Here is a 24712-nt window from a genome sequence, read left to right on the forward strand (position 1 = left end):
AAATTATAAAAACAGGTTCAAGGTGCGGGGAAAACCCCGGCCGAAGCCGGGGGCCTCGCTAAGGAGTTCTTTCAGCCGCTTAGAAATTAGCGGTTACCATGATCCAAAGCTTGTCGGTGTCAGTGCTGTACTCATCAGCACGATAAGTTGCGTACTTAACGAGTGCAGAAATGTCGTCGGTGATTTTGTGCCCGTAGCTCAGGTTCCACTCATCACCGTAACTAACGGAGCCCTCGGCCGCTTCAAAGTTGTGATAGGTCAAGCCCAGCTTGCCACCGGCCACTTTCATAGAACCGCCAACATACAGATCTTCGACACCGTCAGCGGGGGTTCCCAGGAATTTATCAGTGAAACCCTGGAACTTGTGCAAGGTTGCCAGCGGGGTTTTAAAACCAACGTCATTGTCGGAACCCAAAACTTCATAACCGAGTTTTGCCGCAACAGGACCCAGATCAGCGCCAAGTTCTGCCAGGTAATAATTAGCACTATAGTCATACTGGTTGTCACCAATATCTGACTGGTGCGCATAACTCAGGTTGGCTTTTACCGGACCAAATTTACCTTTGTAATCTACCCCATAAGTGCGACTTGCATTATCGGTGAAATCTTCCAGATCCAGATTGTAAACAAAAGCGCTGATTTTATGGTTTTCAGCTACTGGATAAATCGCGTGTAGCAGTTGGATATCGCCGCCCATATCGGAACCAGCACTGTCTTCACCGAAAATACGGTTAACGTTGTAGACGTAGCTATAATCCAACTGGAAGCTATCGGCACTTCCGTACTGGTAACGAACACCATCGTAAGTCTGCTCGTTTTGTCTCCAGCCAACACCGCCGACAAATCGCTGCCCGTCCAGGTTAATGCGCTGGCGACCGGCGGTAATTATGGAGTTGTAACCATTGTAGCGAATATAGGCCTGGTTAATTTCAGTTCCTTCCGGATCAGCCACCACCGGGTATTCGCCTTCACCATTAACGGTGGAGTTGTAGCTGTCATTGCCAACTGCCGTAACATCATCCATTTCCAGGAAGCTGGTAAAGCCACGGTAGCTGCCACTGCGCCAGTTGAGGCGGGTTCTTAAAGTGGATGCAACTGCTTCATCATCAATACCATCCTGATCAACAGTCTCTACGCGGTAACGCAGATTCAATCCGACTTCACCGGATTTCAACGCATCCACCAGAGTGGCATTTTCACTTTCCTGCGCAGCGGCCTGCAATGCGACAGTGCTGCATGCCCCCAACAGTAAGGCACCGAGAATTTTTGGGAATTTGGAAACGGTCATGACGCTTTTCCTTTGCAACAACGGAGTGAACAGTGACAAATTACAATTTTTCAGACTCGACTGAAACCATAGATTTTTTCCTGCTTAATTAATCTTTACTCCCTAGCCTTTACTCAGGCGTAATCCCTTATTGGTAGTGGGCACTACCTATCCGGCAAAGCCTCGGTTTCGCTGGTTTCCTCAAGCAGGAAATTATTTTGCTGTGCGTACTGTAAACGCTGCATATAATTTTCTCTTTGAATCGCCAAATACATAACCAACATACAAATAGCGAGCACACCGTAGAGCAGCATAAAGGCCGCACTGTGGATACCTACTAAGTCCTGAGCGATACCAAAAAGAACAGGCAGGGTAAAACCACCGAGGGCACCAATAGTGGCTACGGTACCGCCAACACTCCCCATATGCGCAGGGAAATTATCGTGCAGCGCTTTGTAAACAGACGCGCGGCCAAATCCCTGGGCGATACCGATAACCAGTAGCAGTAAAGTGAACAGCTCAATACCCACTTCAATATTTAAATGCACATCCCGTTCCACCCCGTGAATAGTCATACTGGTGGGCGGGTAACTGAGGAAGAAAAGACAGACCAGGCAGGTCCAGAAAACACTCCAATTGACGGTGCGCGCACCGTAGCGATCAGCAAACCAACCCCCCAAAGCGCGCAGTGAACTGGAAAGGGCCACAAACAACAGGGTGAGTGCCATGGCTACCGGCGTGCTGACTTGGTACACCGACAGATAGTAATTCGGCAACCACAATAAAAGCGCGAGAAAACTGCCAAAAACAAAGTAATAGTAGAGCCCATAACGCCAAACCCGGATTTGCGTTAGCGGCTTTAAATGGCTGCGCAGATCCGGTTTTCCCCGACTACGCATATAGCGGGTTTCCTCTGGTGCAAAAAATTCGAATAAAACCATCATCAGAATAATCCCGGCCCCATAAGTCGGCCCAATCCACTCGCGACCAAACCAATTTTGAATGGCTGGAGCCAATGCCAAGGTAATTGCGGCTCCGGCATTTCCTGCACCAAAAATGCCCATCGCCGTGCCCTGCCGCCCTCTTTCGAACCACGGGCTGATATAGCGAATCCCCAAAACAAAAGACACCCCGGAAATGCCCAACCACAGCCCCGCCAGCAAATGGGCCCCGTAGCTATTGATAAAGGGCAATAAAAAGAGCACAGGCAGCAACAACAGCATCTGCAATAAAATCAGCTTTTTCGCAGAAAAATATTCCACCAGTAATCCCACCGGAAAACGCAACAGCGCCCCACTCAAAATCGGCGCAGCCAGTAGAACCCCGTATTCGGTCGCGGACAAATCCAGTTGCCCGCGAATCTCTACCCCCAATACCGCGTAGAGCGTCCAAACAGAAAAGTTAGCGGCGAACATGGCCGAGGCAAATATCAGCGCGCGCCCGGCGAGTTGCTGTGTATATTGCACGGCAGGCACCTCCAAAATATTGGCTGTCGAAAATTAATTGCCACCCCGGTTATTCACCGCATTGAGCCCCCGCCCCAGGAAAATGATCACAGAAATACAGCGGGGGCGAGAAATCTACAGAGGCAAGCTATTGGCAAGATGCACAAAAAATCGGCTAGCGACAATTACTCCCAAAAACCCTTTTTAATCATTATCAATTTCCGCCAACTACCCCCACAGGGGTAGAAACGCACTAAAAACCGCCCCTACCCACTCCGAGCTACTAACCCCAAGGGGTTACTCCCTTCCAACTACAAATCGATTTCCCTTCCACTTACCCCTTTTGCGCGCTTTCCCTCTGGCGCTGCTCAAATACTATCGGTCATGACCCTATCCACCTCTAAAAATTTCTGAGAAGCCGGAGAAAATAGTCATGAGTCAATCCAGCGGCCTCAATTTATTTAATTGGGGCGATCCCAAAATAAAGACGCTGCACGTTACTTGGTTTGCGTTTTTCCTGACTTTCGTGGTGTGGTTCTCCCACGCTCCGCTGATGGTCTTTATCAAGGAAGCGTTCGACCTCACCAGCCAGCAAGTAAAAGCCCTGTTAATCCTCAACGTGGCACTCACCATCCCCGCCCGTATCATTATCGGTATACTGGTGGATAAATTGGGGCCGCGCCTGGTGTACAGCGGGCTGCTGATGACCTCATCTTTAATCTGTTTGGGCTTCGCCACCGCAGACAGTTATGAATCCCTGGCCCTGTTCCGCTTCCTGCTGGGATTTGTGGGTGCCGGCTTTGTAATTGGTATCCGCATGGTGGGTGAATGGTTCCCAGCCAAACAAGTTGGCCTGGCAGAAGGTGTTTACGGCGGCTGGGGGAATTTCGGTTCTGCTGCCGGTGCCATGACCCTGCCCACCATCGCTCTGCTGTTCGGCGGTGAAGACGGCTGGCGCTATGCCCTGGGCCTCACCGGCATCATCGCCGGCCTGTACGGCATCATCTACTACCGCGTTGCCCGCAACACTCCTAAAGGTTCCACTTACTTCAAGCCGAAGAAGAGCGGCGGCCTGGAAGTGACCAGCAAGCGGGATTTCTACTTCTACCTGCTGATGAATGTGCCCATGTACCTGGCACTGGCAGCGCTGGCTTACAAACTGTCTCCCAGTGGCGTAGCCCTGCTGAGTCAGAATGCCACTTACGCAATGTGGGGACTGCTGGTAGCACTGTTCGCCTTCCAGACCCGTATGATCTGGAATGTAAACAAAGACCACCTGCGCGAAGGTGTGCCCGAGCTGGAGAAATACAACTTCAAGCAGGTAGCCATCCTCGACCTGGCCTACTTCGTCACCTTCGGCTCAGAGCTGGCCGTGGTTTCTATGCTGCCTCTGTTCTTCCTGGAAACCTTTGAAGGATTGAGCCCGGTGAAGGCCGGCCTGCTAGCCTCTGGCTTCGCCTTTATGAACTTGGTGGCTCGCCCAACCGGTGGATACTTCTCTGACAAACTGGGACGCCGCCGCAGCCTGATGTTCCTGATCGGCGGCCTGGCAGTGGGTTACTTTGTTCTGAGCCAGATCAACGGCGGCTGGTGGATTCCCGCTGCGGTAGTTGCCACCATGTGCTGCTCTTTCTTCGTGCAGGCCGGTGAGGGTGCCGTATTCGCCGTCGTACCCCTGGTGAAGCGTCGCATGACCGGGCAGATCGCAGGTATGGCCGGAGCCTACGGCAACGTCGGTGCGGTTACTTTCCTTACCGCCCTGTCCTATGTCAGCTACAGCCAGTTCTTCCTGATTATCTGCGGCGCAGCAGCGGTGATCTTCTTCGCCTGCCTGTTCCTGGAGGAGCCCAAAGGCAATATCGCCGAAGTGCTACCGGATGGCACAGTGCAGCTGATCAGCGTGGAGTGATCGGAAAGCTGTTATCAAGCAACAAACGCAAAGGAGGGCCAATGGCCCTTCTTTGTTTTTCGCCGTTGGTCTGAGGGGACGAAAAGAGATAGGAGAAAGCTGTGAGCGAAACCAATTCCGGGGTGCAAACAGAAACCGAGGCAAACCCCGAAGCCCAGACACCGCGATTGAGCCACGGCCTCTGCACTAGTGCCGGCATCAAACCGCAGAACGAAGACGCGGCAATCTATCACTGGCCAGCCAGCCCGCACTTACAGGAATACCTGGGCGCAGTCGCCGCACTGGCCGATGGAGTCAGCTCTGCCGAAGCTGGTGCCCAAGCCAGCCACACCGCCACCGAGCAGTTTGTGCGGGACTATTACAAGGTGCCGGATACCTGGTCTGTCGCCCACGCCGGACAGAAAATCCTCGCCTCCATTAACAGCAAGCTATACCGCAAGAGCCACGACTTTCCCCAACAGGAAAAGGGCTTCCTGTGCACCTTCTCTGCCCTGATTTTTAAATCCCGCACTGCCCACTATTTCCATATCGGCGACAGCCGTATCTATCACCTGCGCGGTGACAACCTTAAATGCCTCACCCGGGACCACAACATCACCCTGGCCCACCGCCAGCAGATGCTATCCCGCGCGCTGGGAATGGATACCGGCCTGCAAGTGGATTACGGCCAGCTCAGCCTGGCTAAGGACGATGTGCTGCTGATTACCAGCGACGGCGTGCACGACTTTATCAAGCAGGATCTGCTGCGCGAGCTGCTGGCAGATACCCAACTGAGCGAACAGGAAACAGCGGAAACCCTGGTGCGCCTCGCCGAGGAAAACGGCAGTGACGATAATCTCTCCGCATTAGTGGTAAAGGTAAAAGCATTGCCACAAACCACCCTGGACGACTACAGCCGCCAGCTTACCCGCCTACCCTTCCCGCCGGAGTTGGAACCAGGCATGGTATTGGATGGCTACCAGGTAGAGCGGGAGCTGTTCTCCTCCCAGCGCAGCCAGCTGTACCTGGTGCGCGACAGTGCCACCGGGGAAATTCTGGTAATGAAAACCCCCTCGGTTAATTACGAGGACGATATCCACTATATCGACCGCTTTATTCAGGAAGAGTGGATAGGCCTGCGTATTCGCAGCCCCCAGGTAGTGCGCCTGCACCGCCAGACCCGCCCGCGCACCGCGCTCTATTACCTGATGGAGTATGTGCAGGGCAGCACCCTGGAGCAGTGGATCACCAATAACCGCTTTCCCAAACCGGCGGAAGCATTTCGTATTCTTAAGGAAATTGCCACCGGACTACAGGCCTTCCACGATCAGGAAACCATTCACCAGGATTTGCGCCCGGCCAATATCATGATCGACGGCGACGGGCGGGTAAAAATTATCGACTTCGGCTCAGTTTATGTAGCCGGCAGCGCCGAGATTTTCCGCCCCCTGGAACACCCGGAAGCGCTGGGCACCGCCAGCTATTCCGACCCCCACTATATCCTCGGCCACAACAGCGGTATTCGCGGCGATATCTATGCTCTCGCCACCATCGCCTACGAAATGTTTACCGGCGAACTGCCCTACGGCGAGGAAATCGAAAACTGCCGCTCCCACGCCGACTTCGAACGCCTGCGCTACCGCACCGCCAGCCAGTTTAATCCGGTAGTCCCCATCTGGTTCGACCGAGCCCTGGAACGCGGATGCAGTATCGATCTGGAACAGCGCTACTCCACCCTAACGGAATTTATGCGCGATCTGGCCAATCCGAACCCGGATTACCTAAGGGAAGATCCTACTGAGAAAGGGGATGCTTCTTTGTTTTGGAAGATTCTTTGTGGGATTTGGGTGGCTACTTTATTGGCGGTGGCGGCGTTGTTTTCGTCTAGTGCTTGAGACTAGGGTTTTCGACACGATAATGTCTTTTTGGAAATACAATAGCCCTGAATTATTACAAAGCGCTATGATTTTCTCGTTAATTTTGGGCAGTCATCATTCAGGGCATGTTCTTTATTTAAATTTAATTTCGACATATTATTATATAGTTTCTTATATTGTTAACACTAAGCAAAGCTTCATATATCCCCGATAACACGTGGGCTAATTTATTGATGTTTAATGACTAAAGCCTTCAACCAAAAGAAATAAAATATTGAGATATATTGCAGCCGCTAGATGCTGAAACAACTGAGGTATTTGATTACTATCTGGAAAAGTATGGCTGATATAGTAGTTGAGCGATGTACTTGGATGGGGATCACCACCCTAAGTTAACTCATATCGAATGTTATGTTAATGTTAGAAAACACTCCGTATGGGACGATGTCGGATTAGCTTACCAGTGTGAGTAACAAGTTGTTGATGTATTGCGTTCCGCCCCTGCGAGGGACACCTTTCCTAACTGGGTAGACATCTATCTTCTGAAAAGGGTTGATAAAATGTTATTGATAAAAATTGAAAAAACGGAATTTATAATAAAAGGATAGATAACACTTATGGCAGGTGATGGCAAAAAACTTAGTAACCCATTTTCAACTGGCAGTGGAGGGGCAAGATTTGAGGCTAATATCCAAGCCACGTTTGTAACGTTAATGCTCAGTGGAGGCTATGCTCCTTGTTTGCCCTCATGGCCAATTGTTGAAATTAAGCTACAGGGTGCGGTTACAGGGTATGGTACCGATGATTTGATAGTGCTAGTAGAGAATCCGGTAAATAATGAACGTCGCCGATTACTTGGCCAAGTCAAAAACTCTATTGCTATAACTGCCAGAAGCAAGATTTTTGCAGAAGTTATTCAAGCTGCCTGGAATGACTTCAACAATTCAGATACTTTTACCAAGGAAAAAGATATCATCGCATTGATCACTGGGCCTATCAATGCTACTGATATTGATGGAGTAAATGGCCTATTAGAACAAGCTCGCCATACTCGTGATTCTAACGAATTCCTTACCCAGGTTTCTCGTGCTAATTTTTGCTCTGATACAGTTCGAGCTAAGCTTAATGCTTTTAAAACACAGCTAAAGGCTGCCAATGGTAATCATGATGTTAACAATACCGACTTACATGAATTTCTGAAACACTTCCACCTTCTTGGCTATGACTTAGCCAAAAAAGGAAGTGTCGTATCGTCACTGTTGCAGTCTCATATCTCCCAGTTTAATAAAGATATCCCAGACAAAATCTGGTACCAAATCCTCAGTGAAGTGCAAGACTTCAATCAATATGCAGGAACAATCACAATCGAGACACTGCCTGAGGATTTGGTCGGGCATTTTAAAGAACCTGAGATTACATATATCCCAGAGAGTTTAGCCAAGGAACTAACTGTTGCTGAAGCTGAAGTAACAGATAAACCAATTTTTACTGACTGGAACCAACATCCATCAGCTTCAAAGCTCGCCCTTGCAATGCTATTTGGCAGTTGGAATGAGTCCAGTGAGGCAGATCGTGAAGTGATAAGTCAGACGGTTGGTGAAAATTATAGTGACTGGATAACTAGCTTGAGGGAAATACTGCAAGTTCAAGATACTCTTTTAACCTACAAAAATGGTATTTGGAAATTCAAAGAGCGTTTGCAAGCATGGAAAGACTTAGGCAGCAGAATTTTTGATGACCACTTGAATAGTTTGAAAGATGTTGTACTAGAAGTCCTGCGCATCAACGACCCATCATTTGATTTACCGGGCGATGAGCGATACGCGGCAGCTATTTATGGCAAGGTTCTCCCACACTCAGGAAATTTACGTGAAGGGCTGGCAGAAACACTGGCATTAGTTGGTAGTCATCATACCTCATTAACAAATTGCAGCATGGGTAAAGCTGACAGTATTGCGGTACAAACAATCCGTGAACTTTTTGAGAATAGTGATTGGCTACGTTGGGGGAGCCTCAACAACTTACTCCCTACTCTTTCTGAAGCTCATCCGGGCGAGTTTCTTTCCGCTGTAGAAAATGCCATAGTTGCTTCTCCCTCCCCATTTATCAAGTTATTTGAGCAAGAAGATACAGGTGTTTTCGGTAGAAACTATATGACCGGTCTGTTATGGGCACTTGAGGGCATTGCTTGGGATGAAGTCCACTTGAGTCGGTCGGTTGTTGTGTTGGCTGAAATAGCAGCATATGACCCAGGAGGCAACTGGGCAAACAGGCCTGGAAACTCTTTATCAGATATTTTTCTACCATGGATGCCGCATACATTGGCTTCGGTTGAGAAGCGACAGGCCGCTTTAAAAACGATATGTGCTGAACAGCCAGCTGTCGCCTGGAAACTACTTGAAAGCTTACTGCCTAACCAACACTCCACAACTTCGGGAACCCATAAGCCTGTTTGGAGAAATATAATTCCTGAAGATTGGGACAAAGGGGCTACGAATAGTGAGTATTGGGAACAATCCAAATTTTGTGGCGAGCTTATAGTACAACAGGCAGACTTCGATATTGGAAAACTTGCAACACTGGTCGGACACTATGATCACTTGCCATCCCGTGCATCAGAGTCCCTTCAAGAAAAGCTCTTGTCAGACAGTTGCTTAAGTTTGCCGGAGCATAATCGGCTGCCAATATGGAACCAATTATGCCAACTAATTGCACGTCATCGTCGTTATCCTGAAGCTAAATGGTCTCTCACGAACGAAGTTCTTGTTTCACTGGAAGTGATTGCCGATAAACTGGCCCCCAACACTCCGAGCATCTTACATAGAAGGTTGTTCTCTGACTCAGAGTCCGATTTTTATGAAGGTGGTGGGAACTGGCGGGAGGAGCAGGAAAAATTATTCCAAGTTCGTAAATCTGCTATAGAGGATATTTTAAAAGAAGGCGGCATCAGTAAGGTGCTTGAGTTTTCGTCAACGATAAAAAATCCTCACCTAGTAGGAGAAGTACTCGCAGATTTTTCCACATCTGAGTTTGACGTAGAGCTATTACCTGACTTACTTGATATGACAGAACAAAAAATGTGGCCTCTAGTCGCCTCATATGCATGGCGCCGTAGACATATAGGAAATTGGGAGTGGTTTGATAATATAGATAAGTCCGAGTGGAATTCAAAACAGATTTCCAATTTGCTTTGCGCTTTGCCATTTGATAAGAACGCATGGGATAGAGCTAATCAATTACTTGGTGAAAACGAACATGAGTACTGGAGAAATACAAGTGCTAACACCTACCAGACCGAAGATGATACTGAGCACGCATTATTAAAACTTCTGGAGTATGATCGACCACATGCTGTCATTGATGGCCTATCAAGAAATATATTTCATAAAAAAGAAATAAATCCTGAACTAGCGTGTGAAGCACTGTTGGCGCTTGTACAATCAGAAGATCAGGCAGGAAGAATTGACAATTACAATATCACGGAAATTATTAAATCTCTTCAAGCGAATAGTAACACAAACAAAGATAAACTCTTTCAGGTTGAATGGGCATATCTTTCTTTGCTGGATCAGTATGCTGAGGGTTCACCAATAACATTGGAAAATAAATTAGCATCCAATCCTGTTTTTTTCTGTGAAATGATAAAGCTAATATATCGTGCAAGAGGAGTTGAAACTACTCCCGAAAAGCCAACTGAACATAGTCGCAAGATTGCCTCTAATGCATATCGTTTACTCTCTACATGGAGTACTGTTCCTGGTACTCAATCCGATGGGACGTTCGATCCAGATAATTTTTTAAACTGGATTATAGAAATGGAAGAATTAGTTAAGGAATCAGGGCATTATGATGTCGCATTGATACAGCTGGGCGATGTGCTTGTTCACTCCCCTGAGGAGCCAAATGGTCTATGGATACACCCCGTAATTGCAGATGTAATGAATAATAGAGAGCGATCCAAATTACGAGATGGATATCACACAGGTATTTTTAATTCCCGTGAAGTTCATACTCTTGATCCAGAAGCGAAACCTGAGAGGGCGCTAGCCGAAAAGTATCGACAGCGAGCAGATCAAGTTGAGAGTGCTGGGTATCATAGGTTAGCTACAACCATAAGGGATGTAGCTGACAGTTATGAATTAGAGGCTGAGCGAATTATTTCAACCAGCGACAATCCATATTAAACTCCTGTATAACGGATGTCTTTTACAGACCGGTTTCAGCTAAAAGTCAGTCTTTAATGTGAGAATTAGCTCTCAGGCTATTCATAAATAGGAAACCCATACCAGAATAAGGAAGGTATATGTATTATTCAGATACAAATCAAGTTCTTAGTAATATTGCCTCATATTTGAGTGAACGATATGGGGAAGACTTTAAGATGGATAGGGATGGCAAGCATGATCGCTATGCTACATATCAGTCAAAAAATTATTTCTTTAAAGTAATGACTGCCTTTATACAAGCAAGAGTGAACGAAGACTTTAACCAGCCAATAAATGAGCGTTTAGATAGCGTGCTAAGCGGTATCAAGATTCAGCCTAGAGAGGAATATTTATTGACTTCACGGCTTGTTGAAAGATCTTCTCCACATGAAATTCCTGTTGAATATTGTATTTCTCTACAATCAGCAGGCTAGTTACCTAATAAATAAAGGCAGTATCACTCTATGGGCTTGACGCGCTAATGCGCGTCACTGCTTTGGGTATTTCATTGTCGTGAACAGGCTATCAATGATTTATATCTCCCAGCGACCGTTCCTTTTGAACACGTATATATATTTCCTCACGGTGAACGGGTAGGGATTTTGGAGCTCGTATTCCTATCTTCACCTGATTGCCTTTGACTTCTAATACTGTGATTGAAACATTGGCTCCAATCCTTAAGTTTTCACCTGTCCGGCGTTTTAAAATCAACATAGTTATTTCCTACTGACAGTCAAACCATGGGTAAATCTTCTCTGATGGAAGGCTGAGAAAGTAACGTTGTGAGGAAATACGGGGTGGTGCGCGAGAACGGTAGGCATAGAAGAAGAAAAGGCAGGCACAACGCCTCCAGAGCTTGGGGAGTCGCTCCAAGCCGCTGAATGTTCTCCACTTTATTGAAGACGAGCGGGTTTCTAGCGTATGATCCATATAGCCATTTTGATAGGTGGTTTATCAATTTGGTCAGCTGGCCCTGGGTGTTGCTGCACCTTGGGTCAGCGCCTTTTACTTACTGTTACGTCACGCTACCGTTCTCCTGTGAGAGGATGGTTCTTTAGAAAACTCTTAGATGTCTTGATTCTCTCGAATCCCTTTGGCCTTTGGCCATCGGCCTTCAAAAGGCCACCCAATTCCGGCCAAAATACCAATAAATATCAATCGATTTTACGCAGCTTTGACACTAAAACAAACTGAATAAAATCCAATAAGATCATTTTTGTGCCTATATTTTTAATGGCGATGCCCTTTCCATTAAGTGCTTCAGGCCTGAATATCCGGTACGTAAGTCCCTTTCTACTCATAAGTAATTTTTCCAACCCGGACGATCCTATCGATAGATAGTTTTTTTCTGGATAGAAAATCTTCCAATTTTTGGAATCAGTTGACCAAATGATATGATGCGATTTCTTTTGAGTATTCTGATTTACCTTCGGTAGGGTGTAAAAGTGTATAAGTACTTCGGGTTATTAGCGTTAATATTTGTATCTGCCTGCGCTACAAATATACCGGTAGAAAAATTAAGTGGTTTAGAAGCAAGAACACACCTTGATCATGAATACTGGAGCGTCTCACTGCCGGGCAAATGGAGCTATGAGGATAGTGAGGGTATGATCATCGCCACATCTCCAGAAGGTCAATATGCGCTCTATATCACGGTTTATACCGCCTCAGCATCTGCACCCGGTATAGCCTGGGGCAACGAGGAGATTAAGCATCTTAAGTCTGGAAAATATTCAAGGCCGGGGTATCTTTTTGACTTTCAAAAAGAGCAAAGTTATGAAAAAAATGGCAATGCTTATTACGAGCTTGATGGCATAGATGTAAAGAATGAAATGAGGCTTTATAGCAAAGGAATACATCTGGGTAGTATATTCTATACAGTATCATTTCATGATTACTATTATACCGACTCTCTAGAATCAGACAGTATATTGGAATTGATTCTGAACTTGTTTGAGACAAAAGAAGATGAAATTAAGTGGGAAGCTATAGAAAGCCTAATCCAAGATAGTACAGCAAGTATAAGTTTTCAGCACAGCAACATTAACTGGCCTCAAATTTCCACCTGGTTGAAAGTAACTTTTGATGATCCCGACCAAAATGGGTTTTATGGCCAAATAAACGAGCTATGGATTAACTGTGAAAAAGATACTGGAACGGTAGTTACTACACGCTACTACGATAATCCAGTGTTTGGCATAAGCGACTGGAAAAAGTTAAGGCACCCCAACACACCTGTTGAGCCTGAATTAGTATACGAAATATGCAATTCATACAAAAAGGTTTAAACCAAACGCATACAAGACTTATAAATGGGGCGCTTCACTACCCAATCTCCCTTTCTGTAACAAGCTTCAACTGAATTGGTTGTAGGGTAAGCATGATCCTCTCGAATTGACCATAGAAGTAATTAAATGAAGAAAATCATCCCGATATCTGAACAGCAAGCAAAAGCAAGGTTAGCAGAACTTCAGGAAGCAAAGATATCTCATGCCTGGATAGGACATGGAAGTGCGATCTTTTTAGAATTGGGAGAGCTCACACCACCGAAACGAGGGAATAACCCTTCCGGTGAACAAACAATAATGATCGAATGGTCATGGAGACTAGAAGACAAGCAATCAATAGTACTGGGGAGTTGGAGTGATCAGACTAAAATTAACCAGCTTCCAGCATTATTAGTCGGAAGAAAGATAGAAACGATTAAACTCTTTGGCCGAATACCAGAGTTAGAAATATCCTTGAGCAAAGACCTTTGGTTACTGACATTTATGACAGATAAGAAGTATCCTGAGTGGTCAATTAGGTTTATAAATGGGCAATGGCTGGATTATGATAATGGTTCGTTTAACATTGAAATCACAAAAATTTAATAAAAGTATGAAGCCAAATTTTAGCTCCAAAAACTAGTATTTACTAACACTTATTTAGCACTCTTCTATTTTAATAGAAACACCTTCGGGATAAAGCGTTAATTATAAGACTTCCCAAATTTAGGAGACTCCCTGTAAGCAAAGATATTGTGGGGCTTCTTATTAGCCCCACTAGGTTATATTGCTATAAAAGAGCAACGTCGTTTTAACCTAAGTTAGAATGCTGCTACGAGATTCTCCGAGAAGTTCAACCCTTTCAGCTCAGCCTCTTCTACAAGAGACTTGAAGCGGTCTCCACAATAGAGATTCGCACAGCGGTCAAATCGAGTCTTGAAAATTAAATTTGAAGCAACATCTTCATCGGTGAAGCCGATGTTTTTAATTCCCATCCAAAGATCATCTTGAATATCAGCCTCACTTACGGACTTGTCGGCGGAAACCGCATTCAAGCAGTTAAAGATTACATAGGGCTCACCATCCAGGGTAATAGGCAGGAACTCCCCGTACGGCGCAAGCTCTTTAGAAAGCACCGAGTGGGCTTTGGATGAGAGCACCAAGTGTGCTCCATTCCAAGTAGTGATATCAGGTTTCACGCTCTGATCTAAACCTTCTACCTGGATAAAAGCCCCTCCATGATCCTCCCAAATATCCTTAATAGACTTATTGTCCCAAGGATAATTCTTAAAGGCTTTCATACCGCCCATACGTTTACCCACGGTGAACATTAGCTTCTTGAGGTCAATACTGAGATTCAAAAAGTCTTCGTGGTTAAAACTGATCCTATAAGTCATTGCCCATTCCAATTCTTATCAGAAGGCGCTGTCACCTTCTCCGGTTGAGTACCATTCTTCAGGTGTGTACGAATAATGGTCAACTTAGCGCGTATTTCAGATTCACTATTAAGGTTATTGATTTGGCCGTAAACCCAACGTTCATAATTGTGCGTGTGGATCTTACTATGAGGAGTTGCTTTAGGCATTGCCCAATGACCGTTCTGCTCGCTTGAGCGCGGCATCCACACACCGTTATCAGGATCATTTATCCTAACATCGTGCATGAAAAGTGTCAGTCGGACATCGGCGGTAGCAGGTAGCTTGCCTTTCCCTTCAACAATATGGTGAGCTGTGTACTCTTTACTAGGCTTGGCCCTACCAACTAGACGTAGGTTTGTTTCAAGAACTTCAGTAGGGTGGTGCCTCTCCTGCTCATAGGCTTCTATACGCTCTTCATCGTCCTCTATACCCCGAAACTCATCTCGGTACTGCTGAAGCTGGCTCTGAACCGAAACCATTGACATGATGGTTCGGCGTTCATGCTTTAATTGTTCCATTTCCACCTTGAGACCTGCCAAGCGCTCCTTCCGCTGCTCTTCGGTTTCACCCGCCACTTTCAGCTTACGATAGTGATAGTTCTTACAACGATTCTCATATTGTTGAATGCAAAGGTCTAGTGGGGAGAGCTCCCAAACATGGGGCGTCACACGTCTACCGTGGTCGTATTCCATCAGTCTTCTCGGTAAGGTGGTTTTAACTATGGCTAAATTGTCGATGGACATGACAAGTGAGTCCAGGGACTTAATAGCTTAGTAAGCTCGATATGAGACCCAATTATCAAAAATATCATTATTAGAATAGTGTGAAACTAGAAGTATCAGATATGTATAGAATTCGGGGAAAAATCAGGCTGATTCTTGCACGCTTGTACCGCATAGATAATACACTTTCAAAATGGAGTCGTTAGTTATGAGTTATTTAGTTGATAGTGATTTTGAAAAGTATTATTCACTTGCGCTAGATGTCCCAGATCTTGCAGAGAAAATGCCATCCTATAGTCAGCGATTTCGTGCAAAACCGAGGCTAGATAAATGGATAGCTCCCAAAGCGCACTTCTACGCTAGTGATAATTTCACAGGTAAAGAAGAATCTATACCAGACATAACTATTTGGGCTTTATGAAATATGGCTCTAAGCCCTAGAGCATTTCCGGCTCTAAAAAATATTCTCAAATCATCTGGTGAGTTCTTACCACATCGCACTATTCAGGCAACTTTTAAACTCTTGATATTTTCCAGTAAGTAATATGATATGCTTAGTTTGAGTAGTCTGTGAAATTCAAATGAAAAAGCGCAAGAAATTACTTTGGCTCAGCCTTCTTACTGTCTCTTTAATTGGAGTCGGATTCATACTTGGAATGTTTGGTAGTGCCCTAAAGCCTCCAGCAAATGCTGGTGAACTATCTCCTAGTATTGATATAGCTGATCTAGAGCCAGGGGAAATACTTACTCGGGATGTTCATTACGAGAAGGCGCGAGACATAAGATATATAATTTATAAGAATTATGAGTCGGAATTTATAGTTTTCAGCGTTCCCCTCAGAGATGGCATGGTAGATATGCCAGACTTAAAGTGGTGGAGGTGGGGCCCAGAATGTAGAAACTTTGGTCCGACCATGAAAAACGGTAAGGTAGTCCCAAATAGCCAGTTCAAATGTCATGACCACGAATTAAATACGTGGCTAGCTAAAGAAAATGTCTGGGATCTTAATGGGAATAACCTCGGTAAATATACAGAAGACATGGAAAGAGTAAAATTTTCAATAAAAGGCTTTGACCTTTTATTACATATGTATTACTAGAAAATTAACCAAAATCTCCTCCTTCTGTTATTGAGCTTTATAATGTCTGACATGCTTCATTATGAAAGAACTAAAAGTATAAACTAATATGGGATTAACAAATTATTTAGTATGTAGACTTAGTATCGCGATGCTATGTGGGTTCATCTCATATTTATTGGTAGCGACTTTTCCAACCCTTATTGCTCCAGAACTGGCGGATTTTTATAGAACACTAGGGATGTATTTCCTTTATACAGCCGTTGTTCAATTAGCAGGGTTGTTATTTTTGATGTTTGGGAGCAAGCGATTACTGAATATCACAAATTTGGTTTTATCCTTGATGTGTTTTATACCTATAATAATTTACTTTATAAAAATTGCTCCAAATGTCCTGAGTTAACAATATTGGTACGATCGAGCCTTTTCCGCTGAACTACTATCGCTTTGTGGCTATAGAACTTACTGTAAGTTCTGAGTATTCCATTGAACAGGTAAAGGTACTATTATCCAAATAGATCCTGTTAATGGTTGTAAGTAATGAAAGCAAAATTACAAGAATTAATTAATGATAAACCCATAGAACAAAGCCCTCATTATCTTTTGAGTCAAGAATTGGAGTTCGATTTTTTTAAGTCCATTTCTACATTTGCTATGGCATTTATAGGCGGTATTGTTACTCTCAAAACTGCTCTTGGTATTGATACACCCATTAGTGAAGGATTCACTTTCTCTTTGGTTGTCGCCATGATATCAGCTTTATGTGCCTTTCACGCACAACATGAATTAATTAGCGACCTACGTAATGGTCGAACCCCCAGTAAAATAAAGCAGCTATTCAGGTTTTTCCCCGGACCTATCCTCCTTGGAGTGGCTATCGGATCGGCCTTTACCTATTTCGAAAGCTCATTGCACTAACAGTATTAACTTTATAATTTGTTTAAGCACTCTGGTCTCTAAACGAGTAATCAGAATAGGGGGTAAGGAGAATCTGCTGTATTCTCATCCCCTGAATTTGTGGTACCACAATATTGGAACGAAACAATCAATTGCACAACAGCCGTGAACTGATGAATTTATGTGTAAGTAGGAATATCCCCCAATGAAATGGAGCAAGCTGAAATCTCTAGTTGAAGAAAAGTTTTCTCCATCCCTGGATGGCTGTATCTCTATCAATAGTACCAGTTATGGAAACTGTTCATGTGGACATGCCTGGCTTACTCTTGATAAAGAAGTCATAGCAAACTTCTGTACAAGGGCCTTTTGGAATAGAGCGAGTGGTGATTACTATAGAAAAGATAATCGCTGGGTTACTGATTCCGAAGTGCCTGTGCATGTAAGTGAAAAGCAGAAAATATCCTATGGTGAGATGGAATATGGAGAGTTATCTCGGCAAGATGCCTATCAAGCCTGCTGGGAATTCGTTCATACCCTCAAAGTGGATGAAGCTCTAAACTCCGACAATCCATTGATTCAATCCCTAGCCACACTGGATAGGCGTTTAGGTAAGCGTAGACTCAAAGAGATTGATACAGCAACTTTACATCCATTAGCAAAGAAATTATTGAGCATAAGATTGGAGTCTGAAGGTATTAAAGCCCCAGCAATCACGGAACAAACCTCTTCAACGCAACATCCATAGGTTATTTAATTATCTAAGTATCCAGCAAGCCATCAAGATAATATTACAAGGTTTAGATAGCAGGGCCATTTACTCCAACACTTAACACCAGGCATACCCGGTACGATAGTCCACTTTTCAGAAATGTAGCTCCAAATATAGATAACGCGCTCTGATTTAACATAAAACTTTGGGCGAAGATTATCTATCACACCCCATTTTTTTATTTCTTATTCTCGGTGTAATGCTATGTTATTTCTTGCGTTAGTAGCATCAAGGTCCAAAGGCTTCCAAGTGCATACCTACTATACACCGTACTAACTTTCTGATTCTTAATGATTTATGTCTGTGATTGATAAATATCAAAAATAGAAGATGTGAAATAGCTCCGTTTTTAGAGCGATATTATCAGCCAAAAATACACTATAACAAACTCAGCAGTACAGGATCTCTATTTTCACTTCCTTGACCCTAATTGGCTATTGTCATCTAATCAAATCGTTCTCGATAAGGAAATTCCACAATAATAACAACTGGGAAGTTAGGTATGACAAAGACATTTTCACAGCATGCTGTAGACAAGATTAATTCTATTATGAATGATCACAGCAATCATGTTGGTAGCCAGCTTAAAATAGGTAACCCCACAAAATATAAAAATCATATTTCTAGCGATTGTATAACAATGGCAATTTGGGTTCTTAAATATAGTTTTGAGAAGCTTGGAAAGCTTAATTCCAGCAAGCGAGTGGGTGGACTTGGAGAAAAAGGTACCGAGTTAGCAAAATACTTGATTAATACTCATAACTGGAAAGGCGTATATTATAATCCTGACGTTAAGCACCCTAGTGATGGTCTTGGTGAACATATTGCGAGCTACTACAATCAGGTAAAGAAAAACTGTACCTATAGTGTCAGTCGTGTGCCGATCAGCAATACTGTTATAAACTATAAGCCGAGCAAAAATAAAGTGACCACCTATTTGGATTTAACCAAGAAACAAGACGCAGATTACAACACATTTTCAAATATTCCATTTGGACTGGGAATGTCAAGTGGCGGTAGGCATGTATGGCTTTATTCAAAAGAGTTTGTGTACGAATCACACTGGGAAAAAGAAGCTGGCGATGGATTATATACTAAGACACAATTAAAAATGTTTCCCTGGCTCTCAGGAATTATTGTTGTACCACCAGACACGCACAACCTTTTAACTATTACTTCCACCAACTGTAAGTAATTATATTTATGCTAAAACCTATAAAAATCCTACTACTATTTTTAATGACATTGTCATCCTTCACCTGTGCTAGCACGGAAACGGATGATGTTAAACTGGACAAAGCTCAAGTTAATGTTGTTTTACGAGAGTGGAACAAAAAAGGATTCGGCGATAAGATTGAAACAACTACATTAACGATAATAACAGCTCCAGATTACAAGGGTGATATCGTTATTTTACGTGAAAATGAGCCAAAACGTGGTTTCACTGCGGAAGTTTACAAACCAAAGCCAAATGCACTGAACCCTGAGCTATGGGAATTTATATCTGGTGATATTGAAAAATCCATAGTGAAACAACCTAATGGCAAATTCCATTTATCCGAGATGGTTGATAAAGGGGTAAGAATAGAAGTTATCGACCTAAGCAATGAAAATAAATAGCTATATAATTTAGAGTAGCAACCCAGAGCCCCATAGATTTGTCGTTTGCATTACTACTTTCTATGGAATTTGGATAGCTACTCTATTCGTCATAGCCAGACTATATTCCTCCGATTTAAGATCAGCTCTATTTCTAGACCATCACAAGTTTCTAATGGTTGGGTACATTATCCAAGAGATAAGACAGAATCATCAGAACTTCTGTAAATTTGATTTTAACGTAACCAGTTTTAGGAGATATATTTCATTGAGCGATAAGGTGAATATGAGAAATAAAGCGCGTAGTTTTGCTATTCAGGCACATGGGGACCAGCGGTATGGTAGCTTCCCATACTCGGTTCACCTTGATGAAGTAGCTAAAATCGCTAGCGAGTATGGTGAAGAGGCCGAAGTGGTAGCATATCTTCACGATGTAATTGAGGATACCGATGTAACAGCTAAAGAGATTGAAGATATATTTGGCGAGCTGGTATCCAGGTGTGTGTGCATACTCAGTGATGAGCCGGGAGAAACCAGGAAAATAAGAAAATCTGCAACATATCAAAAAATGGCCAAGGTATCGGGATCAGAAGAGCTTGCTTTACTAGTAAAGGCCGCTGACCGCCTAGCCAACATGAGAGCTTGTCTTCGATCAGGTGATAAAGCTTTTCTTAATATGTATCGAGGAGAATATGAAGTCTTTCGTCGATCAGCCTATCGGCCAAACCTCTGTGACAAAATTTGGTCAGAAATAGAAGAAATACAAAATTTATATCACGGTAAGTAGGAGAGATGATTTTGAATATCACAGGGAGATGAATAAGATCATCAAGGTAAAAATATTGTTAATTTACTTACAGTTTATAAATCGATAATACAATCTCAGCAAAAATACTTCTACACGATTTATGATAAAAGGACTTCTAAATGACCCCGTTGATTCATCCTACTCAGCCGCTCTTGGAGCACAATATCTTTTCTAGTTTGCTATCCAGCTTAATACGCTAGTTCGTAGGTAGCATGCTGATCTGATATCTGACAGTTTACATTCCTGCTTGCTTTGCCCTTTTCGCTAAGCTATAAGAGAGTTGCTCCTTACTAGGGGCAGGCAAGTAAAAGGTCATATGTATCAATGAAAAAGCTGCTTAAAATATCAACGTTTGTTAGTTGCTTTACAGTTTTGTCAGCTGGAGGGGCGTTTCTCTTTTCACCCCCCATAGCTTGCAGCACAGATTACGAGTTTCAAAAGTCCCTTGTTGTAAAACATATTGAATCTAAAGGTTGGCCAATAAAATATCTGATTCCAATGGATAATCCTGATAACAGTTGCCAAGCAAGTTTTCTTTATAGATCAGACAATCAACACATAAAGTTTGTTGTTGTCGCCGGCACTAAAGTGACATGGTGGGACTTCAATGAACGCGATTAATAGAAATTCCAAAAAACTGGCACTATTGAACAGCTAGTTATGTATCAAGTAGGAAGAAATGAATGGCAATAAAATGCCCTGAGTGCAAGTCGAAAAATGTAGATGAAGTATTCCCCTTTAGTTTTTCTAAGTCGCGCTGCCCAGATTGTGGTTTTGAATACATTTTAAGTATTTGGTACCGCCTATCTGTTCATACGTTCTTGTGGTCGGTGCTGATATTCTTAGTCATTCCTTTTAACTTTATTGTGTCAGCTGATAATGTTTCTAATACAGTAGGGTTTACATTGATTGGCTTGATGATGATTTGTCCTATGGCCTACTGGTATATCACGTATACATGCTATCGCGTAGAAACTCCCAATAGGGTTAGTAAAACCAATTTTTTGATTTTTTGGGTTCTTACAGTGGCAACATATACCCCAGCAGTTATCTATATAGCAGGCTCTAATGCATAACAATGCGCTGTATATCAAAGGCCAATTTTGTGCATTTTTACCCAGTCGCTGCGCTCCCATTATCGTGCATAAAGCGTCCAAAACTGTCCGCAGCTGAACGTGGCGATATTAATCAATTAGTAACATCAGCCTTAAACTAAAGAAGAAGAAAATTGAAATATCTACTCCTGATTCTTATCTTTCTTACCATTTGCGGCTGTGCTTCTCAAGAGCCGAGAGAAATTTTGTTACCGAAGATCATGAATATTGAAGGTAAAAATTTCATTTCTGCAAATGTATTTAAAGAGTATGAATTAGAAATTAGCAGGCCAAATAGTGGCGAATTCAGCGTAAATATACCGGAAAAAGAAGCACCCAATTACTATGCATGCGGTGGAGTTTACTGGGACGATTCCCTATATGCTCAAAAGATTCTAGAAGAAGCAGATTTAGTATTGGATTTTAAGGGCGTGAAAGAAATTTGGGTCCCAATTGAAGGCGAGCCTAAAAAACCATATATTTTCGAAGTTCGGTAGCATAGCGAGTTCCTGTATCCGATTGTGTACACTCTTTTCGCCATACTGAAGCAGGACGGTTTCATTCCGATAAGGCAAGAAGGAATCAATACGTTATGAGAATAGCCACATTATTTATATTGCTTTTTTTCGCTACATTTAGCTATTCTGAAGAGATTACCAATTGCCCCCCACAACTTCAACGAATTGAAGGATATGACCCGAGTTATCCAATCCGAGAGAGCCGACAACCTGTAGATGGCTGGGTAGTTCTAACCGCTCGCCTTAATCCGGATGGGGGGTTAGAAGAGATCGACATTGTAGAATCAGTGCCAGATAATTTTTTTGATAGATCTGTTTTAAAAGCTGTAAGAAGTTGGAAGTTCGACTGGTCGGGTAGCTGGTGTAAGTATAAAACTAAGATTAGCTTCGTATTTAGTGGCTGACCATTTTATGATTAAGTCACTTACAAGTAAGTTATATAAATTATGAAAAGATACGGCTACAAATTCGCCAAAGATGATGGCGGGCTATCTAGATTGAGTGGACTCCGCTTCTTTATCGGGCTATGTACTTTTTTCAGTACAATCGCCAGCTTGATTTTCTCTGGTGAGAGCTACTTAAAGCTATACTTAGCCACACTCTTCGCTTTTTGGCTTGCGGCCTTCTTGGTAGAAGTTATCCCCAAAGTAAGATCCTATCCAGTTATATTTTCCGCACTAACGGCAAGTATAATTTTCTGGATTGATCAGAGAAATGTTTTCATAGTCCGTCATTGTGAAAACTGGAAATGTGTTAATGTTGAAGATTTAAGCGGTAAAATAATATATTTGGGTTTTTGTGGATTAGTAATAATTGCTTCTCTGTGGTCTTTGCGAAGACAGTCACACTAACGCATATAGGTATCATTCGACCCATTGGCACGAAAATGTTATATGGATATAGTGCACCAATAAACGACATAGCTTCAGCACACAATAGTAGTTTATAATTTATTTAAAATTTAATTCCTGTGCGACATATACCATCAATAATTGCTGCAATTCTTATTCCTTTGATAGTACTTTTGTTAATGGCCGGAACGTTAGGATTTTCTAAAATAAATTCAGCCGGCCCAGCATTTATTTTTATTTTTTCAATCTCTATATCACTAGCACACATGATTATTTATGTACCACTTGCATTAATCATAGAAAGATACTTTGGGTTAAATCTATTCAAATGTATTTGTCTAGGCCTAATTGTTGGCTCACTATACCCTGGAGTTAATGCTTGGCCGTATCCTGATGGAAGTTACATTGGTAAGGTTGAAGATACTTTAATGGGCATAGATGTGATCAAAGCAATTAATGGCTATCCAACGCTTTGGGGTTGGTTAATTTACCTAAAGCATGTACTTACAGTAGGCCTCCTTTTTGGAACCACTAGCGGTTTAGGTTACGGTCTTTTTTATAAAAGGCCGGTATCCTCTATCCATAGATAGAGAGATCTAATTGTTATAGATAAATTCATCAACACTTCATTAATGGCCCTCAAGTACACTGAATTTTTTATGTCATACGGTTCTACAGAGCACTTGAGATAAAAGTACAATGTATTGCTGATACGAAAGTTAAGGTTGCAACATGGCATGACTCAGGAGCGATTAGCACAGATTACATGGCTCAGTGTGCGTACCGTTCAGCGCACCGAAAGAGGTCAACATTTTGGCTCGCAATTACCAAATAGAATAAGAATCTAATTTCTCTGGTATTGTCGCTCTTTATAAGAGCCATAGTTTAGTCAGATTAAAAGTGCTTGACCGGTAAAGCCCCTAATATTTTAGGGACTTAATAAGATTGTCAGTTAAGTAAATTTACATGGCAAATTTCTGATTATAGTTTTGCCTGCCCCCAAAAGGTTTTGCAGATTGACTTCCAGAGTTTGCCGACTAGATCCTGATTGGAACGAGAGGCAGATTCTACAATTGCTCTATGTAGCTCCTTTTCAGATTCAGTAAATTCGCTTCTATATTTTTCTTCAATCTGTGCATAGGTCAGCCCTTTTGCCTTCATAAACCAAGATAAGAGCTGCCCTAAGTAAGATATTTTTTCTCTTGTTTTTTTCAGCTCATGATTTCTCTGAAGTACAGCGCCCTCACCTAACATCTTCCAAATACCAGCTTCAATCTGTTGAGCTTGCTCTGCAGTAAGCTGCTTATCTTTAGTTGCTTCTTCAAACATTTCATCTGCAAGTGCCTGTACGTTATCTGGCATAGTTGAAAGTGGAAGGGAATATTCTCGCTCTCTGATTTTATAATCTTGAATAGTTGCCTGTAATATATAAATTACCGCAGCAATTAATGTGGTGATAAATTTCATTGTTATGCCTCTGTTGATTGAAGATTTTATATAAGTATTTTGAACTCAAGCTGATCCTCTAAGAGCTAAGAAATATCGGTATAAGTTCCTCCTAAAAAGACTGGATTAGGACCCTACTGATGGATCAAGAAAGGAAGACATGCACCAGATCTGAGCATAAAAATCACATACCTGAAAAATGCTATAAATTTAATAGATAGAATTTTTACAGAAATTTATTTGATAAGTGATATATCAAGTTCTATAGAATATATATCTAGACTCACCAAACAGAATGACATGCTTTTAATAGAATAAGCTTACCTGGAAAAATATCTGTCAGAGGGAAAACAAACGCCAGAATTTAAATTAAAAATTTTTAAATATTAGAGTTTTATGATTTTTTTGATATTTTCAACCTACTTTAGACAAGGCCATTCTCACTACTAGCATACTTATCTAGTAAGACATAGGTTTACCAAATAGTAACCACATTTAATTTCCATGCTTCTTTAACGGACAATAAGCTGAATCAAGCTAGACATTAACCTTATGATATCTA

Annotated in this window: 24 protein-coding genes; 18 read left to right on the forward strand and 6 right to left on the reverse strand. The window is 42.8% G+C overall.

The annotated features are described in order from the left end of the window. Positions 1-79: 79 nt before the first annotated feature. Positions 80-1288 carry an alginate export family protein gene (locus ACJJIZ_RS01695; RefSeq protein ID WP_444915017.1) on the reverse strand — a complete coding sequence of 403 codons (1209 nt, stop codon included), beginning with the start codon at positions 1286-1288 and terminating at the stop codon, positions 80-82. 143 nt (positions 1289-1431) lie between these two features. Further along, complete coding sequence (locus tag ACJJIZ_RS01700) at positions 1432-2733, reverse strand: MFS transporter (protein ID WP_444915018.1); 1302 nt, start codon at positions 2731-2733, stop codon at positions 1432-1434. Positions 2734-3145: 412 nt separating this feature from the next. Here ACJJIZ_RS01700 and ACJJIZ_RS01705 point away from each other — a divergent pair, with 412 nt between their 5' ends. From ACJJIZ_RS01705 to ACJJIZ_RS01720, 4 genes are all read left to right on the forward strand, one after another. Beyond that, positions 3146-4621 carry a NarK family nitrate/nitrite MFS transporter gene (locus ACJJIZ_RS01705; RefSeq protein WP_444915019.1) on the forward strand — a complete coding sequence of 492 codons (1476 nt, stop codon included), beginning with the start codon at positions 3146-3148 and terminating at the stop codon, positions 4619-4621. Positions 4622-4722: 101 nt separating this feature from the next. Beyond that, on the forward strand, positions 4723-6495 hold the full coding sequence (locus ACJJIZ_RS01710) for a bifunctional protein-serine/threonine kinase/phosphatase (protein WP_444915020.1): 1773 nt from the start codon (positions 4723-4725) through the stop codon (positions 6493-6495). Positions 6496-7094: 599 nt separating this feature from the next. Next, positions 7095-10661, forward strand: a complete 3567-nt coding sequence (locus tag ACJJIZ_RS01715) for a hypothetical protein (protein ID WP_444915021.1) — start codon at positions 7095-7097, stop codon at positions 10659-10661. 119 nt (positions 10662-10780) lie between these two features. Then, positions 10781-11116: a hypothetical protein gene (locus ACJJIZ_RS01720; RefSeq protein WP_444915022.1), complete on the forward strand. Its 336-nt coding sequence runs from the start codon at positions 10781-10783 to the stop codon at positions 11114-11116. A gap of 91 nt (positions 11117-11207) precedes the next feature. Here the strand turns inward: ACJJIZ_RS01720 and csrA are convergent, their stop codons facing one another. Further along, positions 11208-11396 (reverse strand): carbon storage regulator CsrA, encoded by a 189-nt coding sequence (gene csrA / locus ACJJIZ_RS01725; RefSeq protein ID WP_444915023.1) that lies wholly within the window; start codon positions 11394-11396, stop codon positions 11208-11210. 731 nt (positions 11397-12127) lie between these two features. On the opposite strand from csrA, the gene ACJJIZ_RS01730 reads away from it, so the two are divergent. Both ACJJIZ_RS01730 and ACJJIZ_RS01735 read left to right on the forward strand, forming a co-directional pair. Further along, a complete protein-coding gene (locus tag ACJJIZ_RS01730) occupies positions 12128-12970 on the forward strand; it encodes a hypothetical protein (protein ID WP_444915024.1) in 843 nt (280 codons plus the stop codon). A 126-nt stretch (positions 12971-13096) separates the two neighbouring features. Further along, positions 13097-13555 carry a hypothetical protein gene (locus tag ACJJIZ_RS01735; protein ID WP_444915025.1) on the forward strand — a complete coding sequence of 153 codons (459 nt, stop codon included), beginning with the start codon at positions 13097-13099 and terminating at the stop codon, positions 13553-13555. Positions 13556-13770: 215 nt separating this feature from the next. Here the strand turns inward: ACJJIZ_RS01735 and ACJJIZ_RS01740 are convergent, their stop codons facing one another. Together ACJJIZ_RS01740 and ACJJIZ_RS01745 are read right to left on the reverse strand one after the other, a co-directional pair. Further along, positions 13771-14346 carry a hypothetical protein gene (locus ACJJIZ_RS01740; RefSeq protein WP_444915026.1) on the reverse strand — a complete coding sequence of 192 codons (576 nt, stop codon included), beginning with the start codon at positions 14344-14346 and terminating at the stop codon, positions 13771-13773. After that, positions 14343-15035: an AHH domain-containing protein gene (locus ACJJIZ_RS01745; RefSeq protein WP_444915027.1), complete on the reverse strand. Its 693-nt coding sequence runs from the start codon at positions 15033-15035 to the stop codon at positions 14343-14345. Before ACJJIZ_RS01745 ends, ACJJIZ_RS01740 begins: the two co-directional genes overlap by 4 nt. A 262-nt stretch (positions 15036-15297) precedes the next feature. On the opposite strand from ACJJIZ_RS01745, the gene ACJJIZ_RS01750 reads away from it, so the two are divergent. The 12 genes from ACJJIZ_RS01750 (at position 15298) to ACJJIZ_RS01805 (ending at position 23552) form a co-directional block, all read left to right on the forward strand. Further along, entirely contained in the window at positions 15298-15510 is a 213-nt protein-coding gene (locus tag ACJJIZ_RS01750; RefSeq protein ID WP_444915028.1) for a hypothetical protein, read from the forward strand. Positions 15511-15670: 160 nt separating this feature from the next. Further along, positions 15671-16189: a hypothetical protein gene (locus ACJJIZ_RS01755; RefSeq protein WP_444915029.1), complete on the forward strand. Its 519-nt coding sequence runs from the start codon at positions 15671-15673 to the stop codon at positions 16187-16189. A 519-nt stretch (positions 16190-16708) separates the two neighbouring features. After that, positions 16709-17086, forward strand: coding sequence for a hypothetical protein (locus ACJJIZ_RS01760; RefSeq protein WP_444915030.1), 378 nt, complete (start codon positions 16709-16711; stop codon positions 17084-17086). A gap of 184 nt (positions 17087-17270) precedes the next feature. Continuing rightward, positions 17271-17810 carry an SF0329 family protein gene (locus tag ACJJIZ_RS01765; RefSeq protein ID WP_444915031.1) on the forward strand — a complete coding sequence of 180 codons (540 nt, stop codon included), beginning with the start codon at positions 17271-17273 and terminating at the stop codon, positions 17808-17810. A 526-nt stretch (positions 17811-18336) separates the two neighbouring features. Continuing rightward, positions 18337-19029 carry a hypothetical protein gene (locus ACJJIZ_RS01770; protein ID WP_444915032.1) on the forward strand — a complete coding sequence of 231 codons (693 nt, stop codon included), beginning with the start codon at positions 18337-18339 and terminating at the stop codon, positions 19027-19029. Positions 19030-19037: 8 nt separating this feature from the next. Then, a complete protein-coding gene (locus ACJJIZ_RS01775; protein WP_444915033.1) occupies positions 19038-19454 on the forward strand; it encodes a hypothetical protein in 417 nt (138 codons plus the stop codon). 247 nt (positions 19455-19701) lie between these two features. Further along, positions 19702-20220, forward strand: coding sequence for an HD domain-containing protein (locus ACJJIZ_RS01780; protein WP_444915034.1), 519 nt, complete (start codon positions 19702-19704; stop codon positions 20218-20220). Between the two features lie 345 nt (positions 20221-20565). Then, positions 20566-20862 (forward strand): hypothetical protein, encoded by a 297-nt coding sequence (locus ACJJIZ_RS01785; RefSeq protein WP_444915035.1) that lies wholly within the window; start codon positions 20566-20568, stop codon positions 20860-20862. Between the two features lie 607 nt (positions 20863-21469). After that, positions 21470-21832, forward strand: coding sequence for a hypothetical protein (locus ACJJIZ_RS01790; protein ID WP_444915036.1), 363 nt, complete (start codon positions 21470-21472; stop codon positions 21830-21832). Positions 21833-21927: 95 nt separating this feature from the next. Beyond that, entirely contained in the window at positions 21928-22257 is a 330-nt protein-coding gene (locus ACJJIZ_RS01795; RefSeq protein ID WP_444915037.1) for an energy transducer TonB, read from the forward strand. Between the two features lie 626 nt (positions 22258-22883). Continuing rightward, positions 22884-23294: a hypothetical protein gene (locus tag ACJJIZ_RS01800; protein ID WP_444915038.1), complete on the forward strand. Its 411-nt coding sequence runs from the start codon at positions 22884-22886 to the stop codon at positions 23292-23294. 114 nt (positions 23295-23408) lie between these two features. After that, positions 23409-23552 (forward strand): helix-turn-helix domain-containing protein, encoded by a 144-nt coding sequence (locus ACJJIZ_RS01805; protein WP_444915039.1) that lies wholly within the window; start codon positions 23409-23411, stop codon positions 23550-23552. Positions 23553-23685: 133 nt separating this feature from the next. On the opposite strand, the gene ACJJIZ_RS01810 is transcribed toward ACJJIZ_RS01805, so the two are convergent. Next, entirely contained in the window at positions 23686-24171 is a 486-nt protein-coding gene (locus ACJJIZ_RS01810) for a hypothetical protein (RefSeq protein ID WP_444915040.1), read from the reverse strand. Positions 24172-24712: the final 541 nt, after the last annotated feature.

This window comes from Microbulbifer maximicatervae (SeqCode) (assembly GCF_052467225.1).

Bases quoted from the DNA above. Each gene is read 5' to 3' on its own strand.
- ACJJIZ_RS01695 (WP_444915017.1), bottom strand. From the start codon at position 1,288: ATGACCGTTTCCAAATTCCCAAAAATTCTCGGTGCCTTACTGTTGGGG.
- ACJJIZ_RS01705 (WP_444915019.1), top strand. From the start codon at position 3,146: ATGAGTCAATCCAGCGGCCTCAATTTATTTAATTGGGGCGATCCCAAA.
- ACJJIZ_RS01715 (WP_444915021.1), top strand. From the start codon at position 7,095: ATGGCAGGTGATGGCAAAAAACTTAGTAACCCATTTTCAACTGGCAGT.
- ACJJIZ_RS01720 (WP_444915022.1), top strand. From the start codon at position 10,781: ATGTATTATTCAGATACAAATCAAGTTCTTAGTAATATTGCCTCATAT.
- csrA (WP_444915023.1), bottom strand. From the start codon at position 11,396: ATGTTGATTTTAAAACGCCGGACAGGTGAAAACTTAAGGATTGGAGCC.
- ACJJIZ_RS01735 (WP_444915025.1), top strand. From the start codon at position 13,097: ATGAAGAAAATCATCCCGATATCTGAACAGCAAGCAAAAGCAAGGTTA.
- ACJJIZ_RS01740 (WP_444915026.1), bottom strand. From the start codon at position 14,346: ATGACTTATAGGATCAGTTTTAACCACGAAGACTTTTTGAATCTCAGT.
- ACJJIZ_RS01750 (WP_444915028.1), top strand. From the start codon at position 15,298: ATGAGTTATTTAGTTGATAGTGATTTTGAAAAGTATTATTCACTTGCG.
- ACJJIZ_RS01755 (WP_444915029.1), top strand. From the start codon at position 15,671: ATGAAAAAGCGCAAGAAATTACTTTGGCTCAGCCTTCTTACTGTCTCT.
- ACJJIZ_RS01760 (WP_444915030.1), top strand. From the start codon at position 16,709: ATGAAAGCAAAATTACAAGAATTAATTAATGATAAACCCATAGAACAA.
- ACJJIZ_RS01765 (WP_444915031.1), top strand. From the start codon at position 17,271: ATGAAATGGAGCAAGCTGAAATCTCTAGTTGAAGAAAAGTTTTCTCCA.
- ACJJIZ_RS01770 (WP_444915032.1), top strand. From the start codon at position 18,337: ATGACAAAGACATTTTCACAGCATGCTGTAGACAAGATTAATTCTATT.
- ACJJIZ_RS01775 (WP_444915033.1), top strand. From the start codon at position 19,038: ATGCTAAAACCTATAAAAATCCTACTACTATTTTTAATGACATTGTCA.
- ACJJIZ_RS01785 (WP_444915035.1), top strand. From the start codon at position 20,566: ATGAAAAAGCTGCTTAAAATATCAACGTTTGTTAGTTGCTTTACAGTT.
- ACJJIZ_RS01795 (WP_444915037.1), top strand. From the start codon at position 21,928: ATGAGAATAGCCACATTATTTATATTGCTTTTTTTCGCTACATTTAGC.
- ACJJIZ_RS01800 (WP_444915038.1), top strand. From the start codon at position 22,884: ATGGCCGGAACGTTAGGATTTTCTAAAATAAATTCAGCCGGCCCAGCA.
- ACJJIZ_RS01810 (WP_444915040.1), bottom strand. From the start codon at position 24,171: ATGAAATTTATCACCACATTAATTGCTGCGGTAATTTATATATTACAG.